Genomic DNA, 20,455 nt, shown 5'->3' with positions numbered 1-20,455 from the left:
GTAAGGTTGGTACCATCGGCTTAGGTAAATCTATCATGAAATCAATAAGTAGATATATAAAAAATATTTAGAATATTTGGTTTACACGCAGTCTAGTTTCTTCTATAATCATCTGTATACAGAATTCTGTATGCATATACATAACAGGAGGTGCTCCAAATTGCTTCGAAAACTGAAACAAGCGGATACACTTGCCAATCAAGCGTATCGTGCTATTAAAAAAGCGATTATCCACGGCCGGTTTTCACCGAATGAACAGCTCGCTGAGGAACAAATCGCCTCTCTTCTTGGTATTAGTCGTACACCGATTCGAGAAGCGATGAACAGGCTAGCTTACGAGGGATTACTTGAGATTGAGAAAGGAAAAAAAGCAAGAGTAGCTGTGTTTACAGAACATGACCATGAAAATTTTTTGGAATTGAGACAACTTCTAGAACCCCACAACGTTTGGAAACTAGCATCGACTATTTCGTCCTCTATCATTCAAGAGCTAGAACAAAATCTGTCGGAGCAGTTTCAAGCCCTCCAAGAGAAAAACCTTTCTTTCTTCATCGACAAAGATATGGAATTCCATTTGCTTTTAACGAAAGGAAGTAATAATTACAAGCTCAGTGAATTTATTGAGCAATTAAATACAAATTTAAATCGTCGCTTTCTTATTTTGTCAGGCTCGCTGGAAAGAAGCGCCCATGATGCGTATAACGAACATCTTTCCATTTTAGAGGCGTTGAAGGCCGGAGATGGCGAAGCGGCGCGAGAACGAATGATGGACCATATCGAACAAGTGGAATTAAGAATTAAAGCTTACCAAATAAAGGAGGAAATAAAATGAGGAAATGGCTGATTATTATTGCATCATGTGTTTTACTGCTGGCATTAACAGCATGTGGACAAAGAGGGGCCTTATCTGAAAACACTGAAGGAGCTGAAGGCGATCAGCAAGAAAGCTACACATTACGTATTGCACACTTAGTTCCTGAGGAGCATTCGTCCCATGTAGCGGCTTTAAAACTGAAAGAAACTGTTGAAACAAAATCGGATGGCCGCATTAAAGTGGAGCTGTATCCGAATGGTTCACTGTATGGGTCAGATCGAGAAGCGGTAGAAGCGGTTCAGTTAGGAAACGTCGAGATGACCATTCCGGCGGTGGCAGCACTTTCAGGATTTAATAAAAAGTTTATGGTGTTAGATTTACCGTTTCTATTCAATTCGCGAGAAAGTGCCTTCAAAGCATTGGACGGAGAGCTTGGTCAAACGTTGTTGCAAGATTTGGAAACGAATGGCTTAAAAGGACTGGTGTTTGCAGAAAATGGTTTCCGTCATATGTCTAACAACCAACATCCTATTACACAACCGGAAGATTTAAAAGGATTAAAAATGCGAACGCTGGAAACACCTGTTCATACTGACACATTTAATGCTTTTGGTGCCAATGCCTCACCGTTTGCGTTCGGGGAGCTGTATACGGCTTTACAACAAAATACGTTTGATGCGATGGAATGTCCAGTTTCTTTATACTATACGAACAAATTTTATGAAGTGCAAAAATATTTAACAATGACTGGACATGTGTATGCGGCTACTACTCTACTTGTCAATCTCGAATTCTATGATAGTTTGCCAGATGATTTAAAAGTCATAATGAATGAGGCGAGTGTTGAGTTCCGTGAATATCAACGTGAGTTAGCAGCAGAGCAGGATGCACAATTTTTGGATGAGCTAAAGAAAAATGGTATGGAAATTAATGAACTGACAGCTGAACAAAAAGAAGCATTCCGTCAAGCAGCTCTTCCGATTTACGATAAATATGCACCTGAAATTGGAGAAGAGTTAATCGAATTGGCTAAAACAGCAAACGAGCAATAAGGTAAACCATTCTTTACAGGCAGTTTGATGCGACGCAAGCTATATAAAGCCGCATTGAACTGCTTGTTTAAAAATGAAAATTTTGAAGGAGGCGACAAAGGTGAAAGCAGTAAAGGTTGTAGATGAAAAAGCAGAAGAAGTATTTTTAGTCATGACATTGGTAGCAATGGTCGTCTTAATTTTTATGCAGGTCATTGGCAGGTATTTATTCGGGTCTGCCCCGAGCTGGACCGAAGAACTTGCGCGCTACATCCACGTGTGGCAAGTATGGATTGGGGCGAGCTTTGCGGTGAAAAGAGGGGAGCATATTCGGATTGAAGCTTTTCGAAATATATTCAATGCTTTGGGCAGAAAAGTGATGGATACGGTTTCAATTGCTATTTGGTTTGCACTAGCCATTTTTTTGGCTATTTATGGAACAGACCTCGTCTTAATGAGCTATGAAAACGGACAAACGTCACCGGCGATGCAAATGCCGATGTGGTTACCATTTGCGGCCATTCCATTAGGCGGATTTGGCATGTCTATTCGTTTACTTCAGCAGGTTGTACTTATCTGGAAAACACCTAAAACCATCGATCCAGCCATCAGCAAGGGGGCATAAATATGACAGTTGCAGCTTTATTTGGAACACTTTTTCTTTGTTTGCTCATTGGAGTGCCCATTGCAATTGCACTAGGCGTTTCCGCTTTATTTACCATTTATTATTTTACGACACTTCCGTTGAACATTATTACGCAAAAAGCTTTTACATCACTCGATTCCTTTCCGTTAATGGCCATTCCTTTTTTCATGCTGGCAGGTATTTTAATGGGAAAAGGGGGAGTATCCAAACGATTGCTTAATTTGGCGACGGCGCTCGTTGGCTGGATGGTCGGCGGATTAGCCATGGTAACGGTTGTTTCCTGTATGTTTTTTGCAGCGATTTCAGGATCTGGTCCTGCAACGGTTGCGGCAATCGGCTCGTTCATGATTCCGGCGATGCGCGCGAAAAACTACGGGGAAGGCTTTGCGGGCGCTATTTCAGCAGCAGCCGGCTCCATTGGAGTCATCATCCCTCCGAGTATTCCGTTCGTTCTTTATGGTGTAGTCGCAGGTGTTTCCGTTGGAAGCATGTTTTTAGCTGGTATTATCCCTGGGTTGTTAATTGGTTTACTGTTAATGGTCGTTTCGTTTGCTATCGCAAAAAAGAACAATTATACGGCAGCGACGACAGAACGCTTTCGTTTTAAAGATGTGGCGAAGGCAACTTATGATGCTAAATGGGCTCTTTTAATTCCCGTTATTATTTTAGGCGGTATTTACGGGGGCGTGTTTTCACCAACGGAAGCAGCCGTTGTTGCCGTTGTATATGCGATGGTCATCGGTGTGTTCGTATATAAGGAATTAACATGGAAAGACATTTACAATAGCTTAGTAGAAGCGGTGTTAATTAATGCATCAACGATGATTATTATCGGTTTATCGATTTCGTTTGCGTACATTATGACATTAGAGCAAATTCCAACAACTATTGCTGAGTTCATTACATCATTGTCAGATAATAAAATCATCATTTTGCTTGTCATTAACATTTTATTGCTCGTTGTCGGGATGTTTATTGATACGATTTCTGCTTTAGTTGTTCTTGCACCTATTTTACTGCCAATCGTAACAAAATTAGGGGTTGACCCGGTCCACTTTGGAGTCATTTTAGTCGCTAACTTAGCCATTGGATTTATTACGCCGCCGCTTGGTGTTAATTTATTCGTTGCCTCAAGTGTAAGTAAAATCCCGCTAGAGCGAATTATTGTCGGCATCATTCCATTTTTGCTTGTCATGATTTTCTCTTTATTGGTCATTACGTACGTGCCGGAGCTGTCTACTTGGCTTCCAAGTTTATCAAAATAACAAATGTGACAATTGGCTCATTTCTAAACAATCGCGTGTTAAGAAATGAGCCAATCACCTTGGAACTATCGTTTTATATGCCAAATTACAATGAGAGTGAGACGATGAACGATGAAACATCTGTTAAATCCGCAAGTGAAAAAATTACAAGTTCCTGGTATCCGTCAATTTTCGAATCTGGTCAGTCAATATCCTCATGCAATCAACTTAACGATTGGACAACCGGACTTCCCAACACCAGAACATGTAAAACAGGCAGGAATTAAAGCTATCTCCGACAATCATACTGCGTATACGCATAATGCAGGGTTGCTCGAACTGCGAAAAGCCTGCTGATTTTGTAAGAGATGCATATGGACTTGATTACAATCCAGAACAGGAAGTGCTTGTGACGGTTGGCGCGAGTGAAGCATTGGATGCTGTGTTCCGCACGATTTTACAAGCCGGAGATGAAGTGCTCATTCCTGCTCCGATTTATCCAGGATATGAACCGTTAATCGAATTATGTGGTGGAATACCTGTATACATAGATACGACGGAAAATGAATTTAAGCTTTCTGTTAAGTTGTTGAAAGAACATTGGAGTGATCAAACGAAATGTGTTGTTCTCAATTCCCCTTCTAATCCAACAGGTGTTGTGATGCCAGAGCAAGACCTTAAGGAGTTAGCCTTATTTTTAGAAACAAAAGACGTCTTTGTTGTATCGGATGAAATTTACAGTGAAAATGTTTACGGCAAACAGCATGTGTCGCTTGCTTCTTTCCCAGGCATGAGAAGCAAGACGATTGTGATTAACGGGTTATCGAAATCCCATTCTATGACAGGATGGCGCATCGGATTTGCCTTCGCTCCTGCTGAGATTGCAGACGAAATGGTGAAAGTACATTTATACAACACCGTTTGCGCTCCAACGATGAGCCAATATGCCGCCATTGAAGCCTTGACAAATGGACGAAGTGACCCCGAAATGATGAATGACCAATACATGGCCCGCCGTGATTATGTGCAGCACCGCTTGGAGCAAATGGGACTCGAGGTTGTTCAGCCTGAAGGAGCGTTTTATATTTTTCCGTCCATTCAATCTCTTGGCATGACTTCTTATGAATTTGCGTTTGAACTATTATCAAAGGGCGGGGTCGCTGTCGTCCCGGGGAGCGCTTTTTCTGCTTGCGGCGAAGGGTATGTGCGCCTGTCTTATGCCTATTCGCTTTCCATGTTACGTGAAGGACTTAACCGAATGGAACAATTTGTGGAAGAAGTGCAGGCAAGGAACGGGACGTTTTAATGAAAGCAGGCCTTATGCAGTCAAAAGAGCAGTTAGTTGATTTGTTGTGCGAATTAGTCGAAGTAAAGAGCATCACAGGGACAAACGGGGAAATTGAAATGGCGCAAAAGGTGATGGGGAAACTTGGACAGCTTGATTATTTTCAGCGTAATGAAGAGATGCTCCAGCTTCATCCGACAGAAGATGGCCGCTTTTTTGTGACGGCACTGTATAAAAAGGAGCAGAGGAAAAAAACCGTTGTACTTATAAGTCATTTTGACGTCGTTGATGTAGAAGATTATGGATTGTTCAAAGAGCATGCGTTTAATCCGAAGTTACTGACAAAATGGATGACTGAGCGCAAGGAAGAATATGCCTCGTCTGTTCGGGCGGATTTAGAATCAGGAGAGTGGTTATTCGGACGTGGGACGATGGATATGAAGTGCGGGTTGGCTGTTCATATGTCGCTAATAGAGCAGGCTTGTGCGGGAACGTTTGATGGCAATCTTCTATTGGTGACGGTACCTGATGAAGAAGTGAATTCTGTCGGAATGCGGGCAGCGGTTCCAACTTTAGTGGAAATGGCGAAAACGTATGGACTAGACTATGAGCTTGTGCTCAACGCTGAACCGATGTTTACGCGTTATCCTGGAGATGAACAGCACTATATTTACACGGGATCCATTGGTAAGCTGCTGCCTGGTTTTTTATGTTACGGAAAGGAAACGCATGTAGGCGAACCGTTTTCAGGGTTAAATGCAACATTGATGAGCGCAATGGTTACAATGGAAATGGAATTGAATACACACTTTTGCGAAGTAGTTTCCTCGCAGGAAAGCCCACCGCCGACGGCGCAGTTTCAACGAGATTTGAAAACAGATTATTCTGTTCAAATTCCGCACAGGTCTGTAAGTTTGTTTAACTTACTTTTGATGGAGCGCTCGGTTGAAGAGACCGTGAAGATGCTCGTTGAAACCGCAGAAAAAGCCGCCAATAATATTGAACGCTTTTATGAAGAACGTGCTCAAAATTTTGCCAAGCTACAAGGAAAAGAAATTGAAAATAAACAGGTGAGCGTAAAGGTTTACACATTTGAGCAATTGAAAAATTATGCAGTCTCTCTTTTTGGAAAAGAGTATGTACAAGCGTTGGAAGGGAAAGTATGGATGAAACAAGGAGAGCTTGGCAATCGAGAGCTGTCCATTCAGCTTGTAGATGAATTGGCGATGTTGTGCAATGAGCTCGGACCAATGATTGTATTATTTTTTGCCCCGCCTTTTTACCCAGCGGTGGAGACGAGTGATCAACCAATTATTCAGCAGTTGACGAAGGAACTAACAGACTATGCAAAAGAGGTTTATAACGTTCCTTTAACGACGCTCCCGTATTTTAACGGCATTTCAGATTTAAGTTATGTCGGATTGAAAGAAGGCTGGAGCGGAGTGGAAGTTTATACAGGAAACGTGCCAGTTTGGGATATGACGTACAGCATTCCTTTTGAAGAGCTGAAGCAATTTGATGTGCCGGTGTTAAACATTGGGCCTGTTGGGCGGGATGCTCATCAACAGACAGAACGGCTTCATATGGACTATGCTTTTGTGAAGCTGAAAAACATGCTGGAGCATTTATTGTATACAGTATTTCGGTGAACGTTCATATACGTTTCAAATAGAAAGGACCCGTCAAGGAAATGCGCTAACATGAGCGGTTTTTTGACGGGTCTTTACTTAAATACAAAGTGTCCCCTCGATCAGTCAAAGGGACATTTTGTTGGTTAAGGCTTATATAAACAGGGAGGGACCCTGCTTTTTTTTCGAAGGGATGTACATATCCGTTATTGCCAAGGCTTCCACCATTTTTTCGCTTTGGGCTGTTCAGCAGCAGCAGCCTCTCGAAATGTGTGGACGAAATCACGGAAAATGGTTTCGCGCTCAGTAATATCTTGACGATAAAATTGTCGTTCTTGTTCAAGGGTTTTTAAATAATAGTCTCTTTCTTGATTCATCGTTTCAAGTAATTCTTTAATTTCACTTGAGGCGGTGGATCCATGCTGCTGCAAGCGATTAGAAATTTGATAAATGTCTTTTGCTGTCTGTTCCGAAGATTTAGCGAGAAAAGAGGATAAAACTTCAATCGTTTCAATGGCTTGCTGGGTATCCTTTGATATGTCTTCCAGTTCATTCGTTGTATGTTCAGAAGAACGAATCATGAAAGAGGTAAACTCTTCAACGGTTTTCTTCGTATGTTCGGCTTCTTTAGAGAGTTGATTCAGTTCTTTCGCCGTTTGAGCCGACGTTTTTTGAATAGACGAGGCGACACTTTCCATCGTTTTCGCCGTCTGTTCTGTCCCTTTCGCCAATTGCTGCAGCTCTTTCGTTGTGTTCTCAGAAGATTGGGTGAGGAAAGAAGCAAAAGTTTCCACTGTTTCAGTCGTTTGCTGGGCACCTTTTGAAATCTCTCGTTTCACTTCTTCCAATACTTCTTCTCGCACTTCTTGGCGAATGCCTTCCCGCATCTCTTGAAGCAAATCCCGCTTGAAGCTTTCAAGTACTTCGAATACGTCTTTGTAATGCTGAATCGCTTCTACAAGCTCTCCTTCAACATTGGCTGTCTGATTGCTGACAATAGAAGCTGATGGTTCAGGAGTTAATGGATTTTTCTCAATGGGAGTATTTTTTTGAAGCAAGTGCTCTTTTATTTTCTCAAGCCCCATATTTTGATTTGTCCATTGCTTTACTTCCTTTAATAGCTGTAAATCGTTTTCCGAAAAATGGCGGGTATTGTTTTTATCGCGTGTGACTTCAAGAAAATCGCTGAATTCTGTCTCCCACTGTAAAATCATCCGTTTTTCCACTTTGAGTCTTTTAGCCAATTTTCCTACTGTATACGTTTGTACCATGAAATGTTTCACCCTTTCGACATTAATCCTAACGAGAAAAATGATGATAGAATTTGTTAATGCATTGTATTCCCTAACACTTCCTCCTTTTTCCTGCAAGGTGACAAAGGTTATCAAAAATAGACGGAATTAGTGTTGTTTTGGCAATGGTAAGCATTGCCTCTCTTGCTTAATTCGTAGTATAGTAGAAAGGAAAATGAATAACGATGAAGCCACTAGGGGAGCCATACGGCTGAGATGGAATAGATGTTCCGGACCCTTTGTACCTGATCTGGGTGATACCAGCGTAGGAAAGTGGAGCGGGTTTAAGTAACATAGTTGAAAGCTGCTCCAGTCAGGGGCGGCTTTTTTGTATATAAAAAGGGGGACTATAAATGGAAAATAAATTATATGCACCGTTATTAAAAGAGGTAAGAACGAAAAATCCGCTCGTCTATAATATTACAAATGTAGTAGTGACGAATTTTACAGCAAACGGTTTATTGGCGCTTGGGGCTTCTCCGGTCATGGCCTATGCGAAGGAAGAGGCAGCGGATATGGCTAAAATCGCAGGAGCGCTTGTATTAAATATCGGCACGTTAACTGAATCAGAAATAGAAACGATGCTTGTGGCAGGAGCATCAGCGAATGAGCATGGTGTTCCTATCGTATTAGATCCAGTAGGAGCAGGAGCGACTCCGTATCGTACGGAAACAGCCCGAAAGCTGTTGAAGGAATTGAATGTGTCCATTATTCGCGGTAATGCTGGTGAAATTGCCAATGTCGTTGGTGATAGTTGGGAAGTAAAAGGGGTCGATGCAGGAGAAGGCGCTGGCAATATTGTTAGTTTAGCGGAAAAAGCAGCGAAACAACTTGACTGTGTGGTTGTGATTACAGGGAAGGAAGATGTCGTGTCAAATGGAGAGGACACAATTCTTATTCAAAACGGTCATCCAATTTTAACGAAAGTAACAGGAACAGGGTGTTTGTTGACATCTGTGATTGGGGCGTTTGCTGCAGTTTCGGTGGATTTAATGGCTGCTGCTGTGTCAGCCTTAACTTATTACGGAGTAGCTGCTGAAATAGCAGCGCATGAAAGTGCTGAGTTAGGACCAGGAAGCTTCCAAATCCAATTATTAAATGCACTTGCTAACACGGACGTTTCCGCTGTTACAGCGAATGGGAAGGTTTTCTTGGCAGAAAGAACAGTATAAACAAACGCAAAAGAGAGATGATGCTTTTTTCTTGTTCAAAAAATTAAAGAAATGCAACTATAATATTTTCAAACCAAACTATGTTCTAAAAGAAAATAGTTTTAAAAAAATCGTCAGCAAGAATCATGATAAGCTATGCACAAGAAAAAATAATTCGGGCATATTAAAAAAGTAGGTGGTCCTACACTTACAAGACAGGAGGGGATTTCATGACAAAACGAAATCGCAAAACAAAAGGCGGGGCGCAAAGCCCGAAGTCCATTACGGAGTTTTCAAATGAAATTGCAGTAAATCCAGCGAATAATCAAGCAAAACAGGCAGAAAAAACTCGGCCACATCAGGAGTAAGAGCGCGAGGATATCTTAATGAAATAAAGATGTCCCTACAAATCCACAGTAAAATGAAAAAGAAGATCCATTTCCTATATTGGGGAAACGGATCTTCTTTTTGTTCCGATTCTAAAATTATTTGGAGCCTTTTTGTTTCTCTTCATTGCAGCAAGTACATTGTCCGTATAACGTTGACACCTTTTCAGTTTCGAATTGTTCGATTGTTTCACTGCAAATTTGGCAAATGATTGTCCCCATTATGAAGGCTCCCTTCTTTTTCATTAATAGATTTATAGTGTATTGGTGTAAGCGTTTTATTCTTTGGTATTATAATAGTATGTCACAATTAAAATGTCAATCATGAATTGTATGTCACATTAATAGAGATAATGTCGATGGAATCTTGTAACTAAAATGTAACTGACATGCTATAATCATCCATATTAGAAAAAGTATATGGATGGACTTTCTCACCTGGCTTCCAATGGGTGGAGCAAATTAGGAAAATGAAAAAAATTTATGGAAGGGGACTTTATTTATGTGGATTATTACTGTACATGCAAAGGAACGTATTCAAATGTTTGAATTTGATACGGAAGCTGAGGCGAGAGAGGCGTTTAAAACAATTAAGGGTTCAAAAGTTCTGTCAGAAGTGGTGTATTTCAACGACCCTTGTTTTGAGTTAGCTGGAGTTTAATAGATGTTTTGACTAAATGCTGAACGTGGCCGTGTTGGAGAACGAATAAAGTCGTAACTGAGTAATGAAAGGACCTGTCTAAAAATCCTTGAGCCTACTGGATTTTTCAGACAGGCCCTTTTCTTTTATCGTTCCAATACTTCTAGTCATATGGGTCTTTTCAAAGTATAGCTGCTTACACGCTTGTCTGTAAGCTGAAAACATGCTACAACAAAAGAAAAAGGGGGGGGACGTACGGTGAAGCACATTTTAGAGCGCATCAGGGATAATCAGCAATTGATATTCCCAATTGATAAGATGAATGACGATATTCAACACTATACGGACTATTATAAACTGCCGGTGGGATCTGTTTCCTATCGTTACGGATACGAGCAGGTTGGCGATGAACGGTTATTCCTTCAATCGTTCTGTCCATATGAGGTAAAGGGGCATCTTCTCCTCCTTCATGGCTATTACGATCATGCCGGAGTTTTTCATGACACGATTCGTTATTTCGTTCAACGAGGCTTTCACGTATGGACGGTTGATTTACCTGGCCACGGACTGTCAACAGGGAAAAGGGCATCAATTTCCGATTTCATCGTTTACGCACAAAGCGTGAAGAAAATGGTCAAGAAACATTTAGTCGAACTAAGTGAGCCTGTTTATTTGCTTGCTCATAGTACGGGAGCTCGCCGCCATTGATTACCTTCTTCATGAGGAAGAAGCCGCGATTATCGATAAAACGGTGCTCGTTTGCCCGCTTGTCCGTTCCTACCGTTGGCGAGCATCTGTCGCCGGAAGCAAACTTCTTCGCCCGTTTGTCTCCGAGTTAAATAGAGTGATGCGGAACAATTCTTCAAACGAAACGTTTTTACAATTTATGAAGCAAGATCCGCTCCAGCACGGAAAAGTTCCGCTTCGTTGGACTGATGCGCTCATTAGATGGAATGACCGAATTCAAAAAGCCGTTCCGAGCAGTGCGAATGTTCTGGTCGTTCAAGGAAAGAAAGACACAACGGTCGATTGGCAGCACAATGTCGTCTTTTTATTAAAGAAATTTCCTTTCCTATCCATTCACCTTGTTGAAGACGGAAAACATCATTTACTGAATGAACGTGATGATATGAAAGAACCGCTGTTAACGCTTATTGAGCGTTATTTGGAGAAAAAATGAAAAACGAATGGACCAACCGTTGCCAAGCAGGCGGTCCATTCGTTTTTTTATGAAGCTAGTTTTTAGTTTGCTAATATGAGGGCGACGTCGTCTACGAGGATTCCGCCAAGGGAGCTATCGGTTTCAATTCGTACTTGGATACCCGTTGTTCCTTCAGGTGCTTCGTCAGAGATTAATTTGTGGAAGGTCCAATTTCCAGTGGAATTAAGTGGACGTGAATCAGCTAAAACAACAAACGTTTCTTGTTCAATTGTTGCCCCCATTGAATCTAAAAATGCTAATGTGACGAGTGTTCCGCTATTAATTCCAGCAGAACTTGATAGACTCAAGGTGAGTTCATATACTTTGCCCTCACATACCCCGGAGCCTATTGTTTGAGATAGAGTTGAATTTATATCTAAGAGTGCCGCTTCTTCGCCTTGATGTGGATTTAAATTAGGATCATCTGGAAGAGCCACTGTCCCTGTCGTGTCCCATGGAGAAAGAAAACCAGTTTCAAATCCCCCATTCACAATCAAATTTCCACGCCGCAAATTCGGACATTTCTCTTTTTTATCACGGTCTTTCTCTTTATCATGGTCATCTTTATGAGGAGGGTATACAAGGGGAGGCACGACGACGAGGTTGCTATTATTGCTGCTAGGGTTATTATTGCTTGGATTGTTGTTATTATTGGAAGAGCTGCAGCAACCTGAACATTTGCAGCTAGAGTGGGAACAGCAAGAAAAAGATGATTTACAGCAACAACTCATATAAAAACCTCCTTTCTAATTTCGAGATACTATACTCTATGAAAAAAAACAAAAAGTGTAAAGGACAAGGGTCTAAAAATAGAGTGAAATTTTGAATTCTTACAAGAAGAGAGCGATTTTTAGAGGGAAAAGGGCAATCTTTGTCGTAATGTGGTAGTAGAGAAAGCGCGATCAACTGATAAGGGGGAATAAGAATGAAGACAATTGCAGTGCTCGGAGCCGGCGTAATGGGCCACGGAATTGCCCAAATGTACGCAGGATCAGAATACGAGGTTCGATTATATGATGTGGAAGAAGAAGGACTCACAAAAGCACAACTACTTATCGAAAACAGTCTGAATGTATTGGTGCAGGAGAAATTGATGACGAAGCAGGAGAAAGAACAGACACTTACGTATCTTTCCTATACAACGAGTTTGCAAGAAGCGATCAGAAATGCGGACATGATTATTGAAGTGGTCCCTGAAGTAATTGAACTAAAGTGGAAGATATTTCGTCAAATTGAAGAGATAGCGGGAGAGAAGACGATTATTGCCTCTAATACATCTGCTTTTCCGCTTTCAACCCTTCGCAAACATGCTGTACATCCGGAACGATTTATTATTACTCATTTCTTCAATCCGGCCCAGCTTGTTCCACTTGTGGAAATCATTCAAGATGAAAGAACTGCTCCTGAGGTCGTCACAGCAACCAAACAATACATACAGTCAATTGGCAAATCACCTATCGTTTTAAAAAAAGAAGTGCCAGGTTTTGTAGCAAATCGGCTACAGGCAGCGGTTGCGAGAGAGGTGTACTGGCTGTTAGAAAATGACGTCGCTTCTCCAGAGGATATTGATATGGCCATGAGAGATGGATTAGGAGTTCGATGGTCATATATGGGTCCTTTAAAAACGAATGACTTTGGCGGATTGGATACATTAAAGCGTGTATTTGACCATTTGTTCCCCTTGCTATCGAATGCGGATTCCACCCCATCCTTTCTTGAAAAGCTCGTGGAAGACGGGAAGCTTGGCGTAAAGACAGGAGAAGGTTTTTATACGTATGATGGTGACTCGGCTCAACAGCAAACTCAAGAGCGTGATCAACATTTAATTCAATTGTTAAAACAGCGGAATGGAAGAGCGATTCAATCAGAAACGTTTAGTCTAAAATAACAGGTGAGAGATTGAAACAAAAAACACACCAATTCCTAATGAAGTGGTGTGTTTATTCGATCGCTAAAAGTTATGTTGAATAAAAAAACATCCCGCTCTGTCGTAACTCAAAGTGTCTCAAAACCCGCACTCGCAGGTGGGCGTTCGCACATCCACTTTTAACGTCCCTCATCATTCAAGGGCATGTTATCGGCAGATGAATGTTGGACTCCCTTATTCATTACATCGGTTTGAGACAACAGCGAGCATACGAGCATCGCAGGTATGTATCATCTGTTGTATTGCTTATGTCCTTATCATATCGAATTTACATTTGTTTGGCAAGGGAAATGAGGTTCCAGTTTTAGGGATTTAGATAGAGGGATGAACAGTAACGCCCTGCCCGAATAATAGATTGTTCGGACAGGGCGCCTGTGTTTACTTATTTTGTTTCACGGTGAATCGTATACTTTTTCAAACGTGGTGAGTATTTTTTCAGCTCGATGCGATCAGGGTTGTTTCGCTTGTTTTTCGTTGTAATATAGTTACGATCACCTGACTCTGTGCATTGAAGAGTAATGTTTACACGCATATGTATGCCTCCTATAAATCGTAATTGTTACGTTTTGATTGTATGCTAGGTTAAACGGGAAGTCAATAGGGAATAAAATTATAAGAAAACTCCAACTCCTATTCATTTCACATTTTTAACACATTTTTTTGGTATATTGTAGGAATGTGGTGAAAATACATAATTACAACTGATTGAAAGGAGATTCATGTATGAAAAAGATTGTAGCCATTATGGCGCTTGTTTGGGTGATGGTAGCAAATCAATCATTTGCCCATACCGCTTTGGAATCTTCCATGCCGTCTGATGGAGAGATTGTGACTGAACCGCTTCAAAACCTTATTTTGAAGTATGCGACAAAAATTGAAAACGGAAGTACCTTTCAGCTGAAAAATTCACAAGGTGAGATGGTAGACATCGATGTAGTGGTGGAGCACGATGTATTAAAAGGAACGGCTGCATCACCGCTTCCGAATGATCAATATACACTTGATTGGAGTATCATTGGAGCAGACGGTCATCCTATTCAAGGTTCATTAGCATTTGAGATGAATGTTGTACAAGAAGAGACAGAGCAGATCGTGGAAGAAACAGAAGAAGTTGAAATAAATGAAGCGCCGAAAGTAGAAAATAATGAAGAAAAAGAAGTGAAAGAAGAAACTGCTGAAACGTCTTCTTCCTTCCCGGTCGCTCTTATCATTATTTTAGTCGTCATCGCTTTAGGCAGTTTCGTCTTTTTGCGAAAAAGAAAGGGATAAGCTAAATGCTGTATGCTACTGCCGTTGCTGAAGTGCTTTTATATTTATCTTTTTCATTGTTAACAGGCTATTTTTTACTGCAAATCCGACCAGCTAATAAGCGGCCGGATTTGTTCATACCGCCTGCTTTTGTATATACAGCAGTGATTGTGGTTCCGATATTGACTTTTTTTCCAGTTTTGCGCATCGTATTCTATCTTGATGAGCAATTTGGATTTGGAACGACACTACAGTCTGTTTTATTAACATTTGATATCGGGACCGCGTGGATCATAACAGCGATTCTTTCTCTTTTCTTACTAATGTTCACGTTTATTGGGATAAAGCAAAAACGGCCGGAATTGTTTTATGCAGCACTTATTTGTATCTTCCTTCTTGTGATGACAATCGGTTGGTCGAGCCATGCGAGTTCGCTTTCTTTTTGGAAAGGATTTACAGGTCATACTCTTCATTTTTTAGCGGTCATCATTTGGACAGGGATTTTACTGAGTGTCGCTTTTTTTGCAAAAGAGTCGTCTGATTGGCTTGTCTTTTTACAATGGTTTACACCCCTTGCTGTTGGTTGTGTAATCGTTCTATCTATTTCTGGTTTTATCATTATGGATACGATTATTCCGTACGAGCAGTATGCGGCTATTTGGCCGGTTTCCTACGGACAAACATTACTGATGAAGCATCTTGTGTTTCTTCCAGTTTTGCTGTTTGCCGTGATGAATGGTTTTTTATCCAAACGACTCGTGAAAAACAAACAAACGTTCAACCCCCTTCCTTGGTTAAAGGCAGAAGCCATTCTGTTGTTTCTTCTTTTCGGATTAACTGGATTGCTCGGACAGCAGTCGCCGCCTCATGATTTAGAGACAATGATTCGGACAGAAGGGGTCTCACCCGTTTTTGCGGCGGTGTATAATGGAACAATTTCATCCGATATGCGTGTGGAGTTAAGCGGTAATCTTGCATCTTTTAGCTTTGGGATCATCGCGTTTCTATTCACTTGTTTAATCATTGCGTTCTTTTTGAAGAGAGCATCGGCCACTGTTGCCTTTTTGCTAAGTCTGTTGCTTGTTGCAACGTGCTACATGGGTTTTATGTATAGCATACAATAGAGAATAGAACTACTTGAAAAGAAGAATCCGCTTCTTTTTAAATCATCGCTGAAAATGGACCGTTTATGAAAATCCTACGTAGTTTTAGGTTTTCGTAACGGTCTATTTTGCATGAAACAGAAAAATAGCGATTTTCTGAAGTGTTTAGAGTGTAGTGAACCGCTTCATGAAAATATACCTTTTGAGAAGTTTTGGGTTTTCTAGTAGAATACAGAAGGGGACTGGATTACGAGAGAAAGAAAGGATTTGTTTTTTATGTCATTAGATTTGAACACATTCGCATTACCTGAGGAAATTAAATCATTACTTTCAAATAGAGCGGCGGACAATGTTTCCGCGGAAGATAAAATGCTTATTGGAACAAGCGGTTATGAAGCAGCAGAAGAAGCGATTTTAATTGACGCTGTTATTGCACTAGCTCTTGGGAAAAATGTCTTGTTGAAAGGGCCGACGGGGTCAGGGAAAACGAAACTGGCTGAAACATTGTCTGCTATTTTCCAACAACCGATGCATTCAATCAACTGTTCCGTTGATTTAGATACAGAAGCGCTTCTTGGTTTTAAAACAATTGGAGAACGTGAAGGAAATACAACGATTGAGTTTGTACCTGGTCCGGTTATTCAAGCAATGAATAAAGGGCACCTTTTATATATTGATGAAATTAACATGGCGAAGCCAGAAACTCTTCCTGTCCTAAACGGGGTACTTGACTACCGTAAAATGATTACGAACCCGTTCACAGGAGACGTTGTCAAAGCAAATCCCGGCTTCGGTGTCATAGCAGCTATTAATGAAGGCTATGTCGGAACGGTGCCATTGAATGAAGCGTTGAAAAACCGCTTTGTCGTAATTGATGTTCCATACATTCAAGGAGAAAGCTTAAAAAATGTATTAACATCTCAGTCGCAATTAAAAGATGCGGCGCTCATTGATCAGTTTGTTACTCTTTCTTCGGATTTAATTGTTCAAGTGAAAAATGGACAAATTTCAGAAGAAGCTGCCTCCATCCGTGCTCTTATCGACACGTGTGACCTTGCGGTCTATATGCCTCCAATGCGCGCTATTAAGCGAGGGATTATTGAAAAGCTAGAAGACGAAAGAGAAAAAGCGGCCATCCAAAACATTGCGGAAACGCTGTTTGGGTGAGGGTTTAGACCATGAGATTCATTAAATTTAATGATAAAACGATTGACTCCTTTTTATTTATGGAGTTGTCCGATTTGGCGAAAACGTTGACGAAAGAAGAGGAAATTGAGGTAGAATACGCTTTTAAGTCGTACTATGATCCTTTTGCAGGGAAAGTATTTGTCAGCCATTTCTGGGACAATCGTCCGACTGTCGAAATGACGAGCGGCTTGAAAACAGATGTATTCCTTCGCAGCATCGGCAGTTATCGGCACACGCATTTTCAGGATATCGGCTCTTTTTTGAAAAAAGCAGGAAAGCTCTCCGTTTCCAGCTTTGCGAAGCAGCTTTTAATGGTATGCGAAGACCTTCGTTTAGAAGAATTGTGTAAGCGGGAGCGTCCAGGGACGAAAGAGGCATTTGCGGTAAGAAGAAAGGTCTACCGGAAATATTTTTATGATCAGCTCAACGTTAATCTTGTTAAAAGTGTTCAGACGGATGCCTTTTTTAACGCGCTATTTTTGCTTGTCACAACGGACAATCCATTTGAAGAGATTCCGTCTATTTCGGAGCCAGTTGATCGGGTATTGCCATATGTTCGCAATGAATTAACAAAGGTATATGAAGCGAAAACGACAGGCGATTTAACAAAAATGGTGCTGGAAGTGGCGGAAGTATTGGATGAAGTGCTAGAACATGATATGTTGAACATGTATTTCCACCTTCCTGAACTTGATTATGATCAGTGGGAAGAAGGTTTAACGTTCGATGAGCTGAAGCGCCAATCGAAGCTTGAGAATGATGATTCACTCGGAAAAATCCAGCAAGGTGATGAAGACATTCATGAAAACAATATGCCGACACATCACCGTGAAACAAGCAAATCGACGAAAAGCTTTTTACAGTTTGACATTGAACATGGCTCAAAGACCGATTTAATGGGCGAAGGTGGCCGAGAAGGGGAAGACGGCGACCAAGCGCTCGGAATGGTTCAAGGGGCAGCGCGAAAAAGCAAACGAAATGATTACTCCCACATGGAAGCGATGGAAAGCAGACGTGATGAAGAGCAAGGCGGGGGCGAAAGTGAATTTGGGAAGGATAACAAATATGCCTATCCAGTATTTCAAGCACCGGAGATTCCGACTCCGGAAAGCATCCGCCGCTACGAAGAATATAAAAACACGATTGCACCTTATCAGAAAAAATTGAAACAAATGATTGAGAAAACGCTTGAACATAAAAAAACATTGCCTCGGACCGATTTGCATTTCGGACGGTTAAATAAAAAATTGCTGCGTTTGCTGACGGACGAAAATCCGAGACTGTTTTATAAAAAACATCAGCCATCCATTGAAATTGATGCTGTTTTTTCTTTACTCGTTGATTGTTCAGGGTCAATGTTTGACAAAATGGATGAAACAAAGCTCGGAATCACGCTGTTTCATGAAGCTTTATCTTCGGTTCGCGTTCCGCATGAAGTAGTCGGATTTTGGGAAGATACAAATGAAGCGACCGAAACGAAACAGCCGAATTATTTTAAAACGGTTATTGATTTTACGTCTTCCTTAAAACGAAAAAGCGGACCAGAAATTATGCAGCTTGAACCAGAGGAAGATAATCGCGACGGCTACGCCATCCGTCATATGACGAAGCGTTTGCTGAATCGTTCGGAGGCGCAAAAGTTTTTGCTCGTCTTTTCCGATGGTGAGCCTGCTGCGATGGATTACGAACAAAACGGCATTGTGGATACGCATGAATCAGTGTTGGATGCAAGAAAGCAAGGAATTGAAGTCATCAATGTGTTCTTATCTAATGGTGCTATTGATGAAGGGCAGCAAAAAACCATTCAAAATATTTATGGGAAATACAGCATCCTCGTCCCAAATGTTGACGAGTTGCCAGATGTATTGTTTCCGTTATTAAGAAAGCTGCTTCAAAAAAGCATTTAATAAGGATGACTCCTAGATATTGTTCCCAACATAAGGATAATGTCAAAAATGAACAAAATAGAATGAATTGTAGCAGAGATAACAACACTAACAAAGAATCAATGAAGGAGAGATGGACATGGCACAAGAACTTCTGCAAGAAGAAACACAGGAAAAGAAAGAGAAAAAAATAAAGGCAGCAAATGTCGGTGATACAATTCAATTGAAACAAGGAGAGCGCAAAGGCGAAAAAGGAACAGTCATTGTCGTTCGCGAAAACTCCGTTATTGTAGAAGTGGGAAAAAATCCGAACACGGGAGAGCCGATTCGGACAGTTGTTAATCATAAAAATTATAAAAAGATTAAATGAAAAAGGGAGTGGCTCGCCACTCCCTTTTTCATTTTGTAATAAATTCCTGTGCCCAATAACCTTCTTTTGTCGTATGTCCAACACCGATATGAGTAAAGTTGCTGTTTAAAATATTGGCGCGGTGACCAGGACTGTTCATCCAGTCATTTACCACTTGCTGTGCGGATTGCTGTCCTTTAGCGATGTTTTCTCCAGCAGATCGGTATGAAATGCCAAATGCCTTCATCATATCGAAAGGAGAGCCATAAGTTGGGCTCGTATGAGAAAAATAGTTGTTATCTAGCATATCTTGTGCTTTTTTCTGGGCCATGTTTGTTAACGGAGCGTCTACTTTTAAATCAGTCATTCCGTTTTTTCGGCGCTGTTCATTTGTTAGTTGAACGACTTGCTCAATCATGGTGTTACTAGGAGCTGTTGATTGTGCTGGTGCTTGCTTTGCTGGTTCCTGTTGAGCAATCTCTGGTGTTGCTGGTGTGTTAGGAGCAGGTTGTGTTTGATTGCGATTCGGTCTGTTATACAGCATCCCTGTATTTTGGTCGAAATTTGGATTTGTGTTCATTCTCGTATCTGGAATCGTGGCTACATTGCCGTGAATTCGGTAGTACTTGCGGTTTTGCTGGTAGGAAACCGAGTCGCCTGTTCCGTAATTGTCTTCTGTTTTGTAGGCGATTGGATCAGCTGTAATGTATCCATTCTGTGAATGAACGACTCTTTTCGTGTCTGGTGTTTGTAACGCCTGATTGTTATTTCCTCCATACCCGCATCCGCTCATTACGGATAAAGCGAGCGCAACGGTCATAACTGTTTTAGCTTTATATGAATTTTTCATCGTTGAACTCCTTTGCAATCTGCTTTTTGTCATCTTCCGACAATTATAGTGTTCCTTTGAAAAGAGGACGTACCCATGGAAAATAGCGCATACTATGTCAAAATCCGTTCTGATAATGATGAGGAAAATCGCAGACATTAAACATATATACCATTAACGAGGTGAAAAAATGGATGCAAACTATTTAGAGGGCGGAATTTTAGGTGCGGCATTGACGTTTGTAGTCAATAATGGACAAGAAATACGTTATGAGGTGCATGATATGTATGAAATTAACGGGAAAACATATGCGATTTTAGCGGGTGATGAGCAAGAGAGGGTGATGGAATTGAGGCGAGATAATCAAAATCATTATTTTGTATATGTACATAAACAGGAAGCCGACCATCTTTTACAATCGTATCGGCAAAAATTCAAATGAATGAAAAAGAGGTCATTTTCCGGGATGGCCTCTTTTTTATTTTCAAATTGTAGACATATAAAAGATTGAAGAGGGGAAGGTGAGAAAGTGAATATTTAAATATTTAAAATTTTATGTCAGAAAATGTGGAGGAAGTTGGATGAAAAATTGTATGATAGTAAAAAG

At 40.9% G+C, this 20,455-nt stretch carries 23 protein-coding genes, 1 other RNA gene, 1 pseudogene and 1 riboswitch; of the genes and pseudogenes, 19 read left to right on the top strand and 6 right to left on the bottom strand.

The features are described 5' to 3' along the window. Positions 1 to 160: 160 nt before the first annotated feature. The 6 genes and pseudogenes from ACXAEO_RS12095 (at position 161) to ACXAEO_RS12070 (ending at position 6,669) form a co-directional block, all read left to right on the top strand. Positions 161 to 832: a GntR family transcriptional regulator gene (locus tag ACXAEO_RS12095; RefSeq protein ID WP_474881228.1), complete on the top strand. Its 672-nt coding sequence runs from the start codon at positions 161 to 163 to the stop codon at positions 830 to 832. Continuing rightward, positions 829 to 1,866, top strand: a complete 1,038-nt coding sequence (lptM, locus tag ACXAEO_RS12090; RefSeq protein WP_474881226.1) for an LPS translocon maturation chaperone LptM — start codon at positions 829 to 831, stop codon at positions 1,864 to 1,866. The genes ACXAEO_RS12095 and lptM overlap by 4 nt, the downstream gene beginning before the upstream one ends. 100 nt (positions 1,867 to 1,966) lie before the next feature. Beyond that, positions 1,967 to 2,470, top strand: coding sequence for a TRAP transporter small permease (locus ACXAEO_RS12085; protein ID WP_474881225.1), 504 nt, complete (start codon positions 1,967 to 1,969; stop codon positions 2,468 to 2,470). 2 nt (positions 2,471 to 2,472) lie between these two features. Continuing rightward, on the top strand, positions 2,473 to 3,756 hold the full coding sequence (locus ACXAEO_RS12080) for a TRAP transporter large permease (protein WP_474881222.1): 1,284 nt from the start codon (positions 2,473 to 2,475) through the stop codon (positions 3,754 to 3,756). Positions 3,757 to 3,867: 111 nt separating this feature from the next. Further along, positions 3,868 to 5,041: pseudogene (locus tag ACXAEO_RS12075) on the top strand (aminotransferase A). Further along, on the top strand, positions 5,041 to 6,669 hold the full coding sequence (locus ACXAEO_RS12070) for a M20/M25/M40 family metallo-hydrolase (protein ID WP_474881220.1): 1,629 nt from the start codon (positions 5,041 to 5,043) through the stop codon (positions 6,667 to 6,669). The pseudogene ACXAEO_RS12075 and the gene ACXAEO_RS12070 overlap by 1 nt, the downstream one beginning before the upstream one ends. A gap of 185 nt (positions 6,670 to 6,854) precedes the next feature. Here ACXAEO_RS12070 and ACXAEO_RS12065 read toward each other — a convergent pair whose 3' ends face one another. After that, complete coding sequence (locus ACXAEO_RS12065) at positions 6,855 to 7,919, bottom strand: helix-turn-helix domain-containing protein (RefSeq protein WP_474881218.1); 1,065 nt, start codon at positions 7,917 to 7,919, stop codon at positions 6,855 to 6,857. 207 nt (positions 7,920 to 8,126) lie between these two features. Next, positions 8,127 to 8,229, top strand: a riboswitch (TPP riboswitch). Between the two features lie 64 nt (positions 8,230 to 8,293). Between ACXAEO_RS12065 and thiM the strand changes: the two genes are divergently transcribed. Then, a complete protein-coding gene (gene thiM, locus ACXAEO_RS12060) occupies positions 8,294 to 9,112 on the top strand; it encodes a hydroxyethylthiazole kinase (protein WP_474881216.1) in 819 nt (272 codons plus the stop codon). Positions 9,113 to 9,321: 209 nt separating this feature from the next. Next, complete coding sequence (locus tag ACXAEO_RS12055) at positions 9,322 to 9,459, top strand: hypothetical protein (protein ID WP_474881214.1); 138 nt, start codon at positions 9,322 to 9,324, stop codon at positions 9,457 to 9,459. A gap of 117 nt (positions 9,460 to 9,576) precedes the next feature. On the opposite strand, the gene ACXAEO_RS12050 is transcribed toward ACXAEO_RS12055, so the two are convergent. After that, positions 9,577 to 9,699 (bottom strand): GapA-binding peptide SR1P, encoded by a 123-nt coding sequence (locus ACXAEO_RS12050; RefSeq protein WP_474881212.1) that lies wholly within the window; start codon positions 9,697 to 9,699, stop codon positions 9,577 to 9,579. A 280-nt stretch (positions 9,700 to 9,979) separates the two neighbouring features. Here ACXAEO_RS12050 and ACXAEO_RS12045 point away from each other — a divergent pair, with 280 nt between their 5' ends. The 3 genes from ACXAEO_RS12045 (at position 9,980) to ACXAEO_RS12035 (ending at position 11,297) form a co-directional block, all read left to right on the top strand. Further along, positions 9,980 to 10,138, top strand: a complete 159-nt coding sequence (locus ACXAEO_RS12045) for a hypothetical protein (RefSeq protein WP_474881209.1) — start codon at positions 9,980 to 9,982, stop codon at positions 10,136 to 10,138. 237 nt (positions 10,139 to 10,375) lie between these two features. Next, the gene (locus ACXAEO_RS12040; protein WP_474881205.1) at positions 10,376 to 10,825 is read left to right on the top strand and encodes an alpha/beta hydrolase; all 450 of its coding nucleotides are present in this window, start codon (positions 10,376 to 10,378) and stop codon (positions 10,823 to 10,825) included. After that, the gene (locus tag ACXAEO_RS12035) at positions 10,794 to 11,297 is read left to right on the top strand and encodes a serine aminopeptidase domain-containing protein (protein WP_474881203.1); all 504 of its coding nucleotides are present in this window, start codon (positions 10,794 to 10,796) and stop codon (positions 11,295 to 11,297) included. Before ACXAEO_RS12040 ends, ACXAEO_RS12035 begins: the two co-directional genes overlap by 32 nt. Before the next feature lie 62 nt (positions 11,298 to 11,359). Here ACXAEO_RS12035 and ACXAEO_RS12030 read toward each other — a convergent pair whose 3' ends face one another. Continuing rightward, positions 11,360 to 11,830 carry a hypothetical protein gene (locus tag ACXAEO_RS12030; RefSeq protein ID WP_474881201.1) on the bottom strand — a complete coding sequence of 157 codons (471 nt, stop codon included), beginning with the start codon at positions 11,828 to 11,830 and terminating at the stop codon, positions 11,360 to 11,362. A 91-nt stretch (positions 11,831 to 11,921) separates the two neighbouring features. Here ACXAEO_RS12030 and ACXAEO_RS12025 point away from each other — a divergent pair, with 91 nt between their 5' ends. Continuing rightward, a complete protein-coding gene (locus ACXAEO_RS12025; protein WP_474881198.1) occupies positions 11,922 to 12,053 on the top strand; it encodes a hypothetical protein in 132 nt (43 codons plus the stop codon). A 190-nt stretch (positions 12,054 to 12,243) separates the two neighbouring features. Continuing rightward, positions 12,244 to 13,206 (top strand): 3-hydroxyacyl-CoA dehydrogenase family protein, encoded by a 963-nt coding sequence (locus ACXAEO_RS12020; RefSeq protein WP_474881196.1) that lies wholly within the window; start codon positions 12,244 to 12,246, stop codon positions 13,204 to 13,206. A gap of 86 nt (positions 13,207 to 13,292) precedes the next feature. Here ACXAEO_RS12020 and ssrS read toward each other — a convergent pair. Together ssrS and rpmG are read right to left on the bottom strand one after the other, a co-directional pair. Beyond that, a non-coding RNA gene (ssrS, locus tag ACXAEO_RS12015) (6S RNA) lies at positions 13,293 to 13,474 on the bottom strand. Positions 13,475 to 13,627: 153 nt separating this feature from the next. Next, positions 13,628 to 13,777 (bottom strand): 50S ribosomal protein L33, encoded by a 150-nt coding sequence (gene rpmG / locus ACXAEO_RS12010; protein WP_474881194.1) that lies wholly within the window; start codon positions 13,775 to 13,777, stop codon positions 13,628 to 13,630. A gap of 191 nt (positions 13,778 to 13,968) precedes the next feature. On the opposite strand from rpmG, the gene ACXAEO_RS12005 reads away from it, so the two are divergent. The 5 genes from ACXAEO_RS12005 (at position 13,969) to ACXAEO_RS11985 (ending at position 19,040) form a co-directional block, all read left to right on the top strand. After that, the gene (locus ACXAEO_RS12005; RefSeq protein ID WP_474881192.1) at positions 13,969 to 14,514 is read left to right on the top strand and encodes a copper resistance CopC family protein; all 546 of its coding nucleotides are present in this window, start codon (positions 13,969 to 13,971) and stop codon (positions 14,512 to 14,514) included. 5 nt (positions 14,515 to 14,519) lie between these two features. After that, positions 14,520 to 15,617, top strand: a complete 1,098-nt coding sequence (locus ACXAEO_RS12000) for a copper resistance D family protein (RefSeq protein ID WP_474881189.1) — start codon at positions 14,520 to 14,522, stop codon at positions 15,615 to 15,617. 255 nt (positions 15,618 to 15,872) lie between these two features. After that, entirely contained in the window at positions 15,873 to 16,763 is an 891-nt protein-coding gene (locus ACXAEO_RS11995) for an ATP-binding protein (protein WP_474881187.1), read from the top strand. Positions 16,764 to 16,774: 11 nt separating this feature from the next. Beyond that, positions 16,775 to 18,691: a vWA domain-containing protein gene (locus ACXAEO_RS11990; RefSeq protein ID WP_474881185.1), complete on the top strand. Its 1,917-nt coding sequence runs from the start codon at positions 16,775 to 16,777 to the stop codon at positions 18,689 to 18,691. A gap of 118 nt (positions 18,692 to 18,809) precedes the next feature. Then, the gene (locus ACXAEO_RS11985) at positions 18,810 to 19,040 is read left to right on the top strand and encodes a DUF2187 family protein (protein ID WP_474881183.1); all 231 of its coding nucleotides are present in this window, start codon (positions 18,810 to 18,812) and stop codon (positions 19,038 to 19,040) included. A 28-nt stretch (positions 19,041 to 19,068) separates the two neighbouring features. Here the strand turns inward: ACXAEO_RS11985 and ACXAEO_RS11980 are convergent, their stop codons facing one another. Next, positions 19,069 to 19,869, bottom strand: a complete 801-nt coding sequence (locus tag ACXAEO_RS11980; protein ID WP_474881180.1) for a CAP domain-containing protein — start codon at positions 19,867 to 19,869, stop codon at positions 19,069 to 19,071. A 169-nt stretch (positions 19,870 to 20,038) separates the two neighbouring features. Here ACXAEO_RS11980 and ACXAEO_RS11975 point away from each other — a divergent pair, with 169 nt between their 5' ends. Next, on the top strand, positions 20,039 to 20,290 hold the full coding sequence (locus tag ACXAEO_RS11975; RefSeq protein ID WP_474881177.1) for a hypothetical protein: 252 nt from the start codon (positions 20,039 to 20,041) through the stop codon (positions 20,288 to 20,290). Positions 20,291 to 20,455 lie beyond the last annotated feature (165 nt).

The organism is Bacillus sp. ABA4_010 (assembly GCF_056159105.1).
This window is presented reverse-complemented; position numbering and strand designations above follow the sequence as displayed.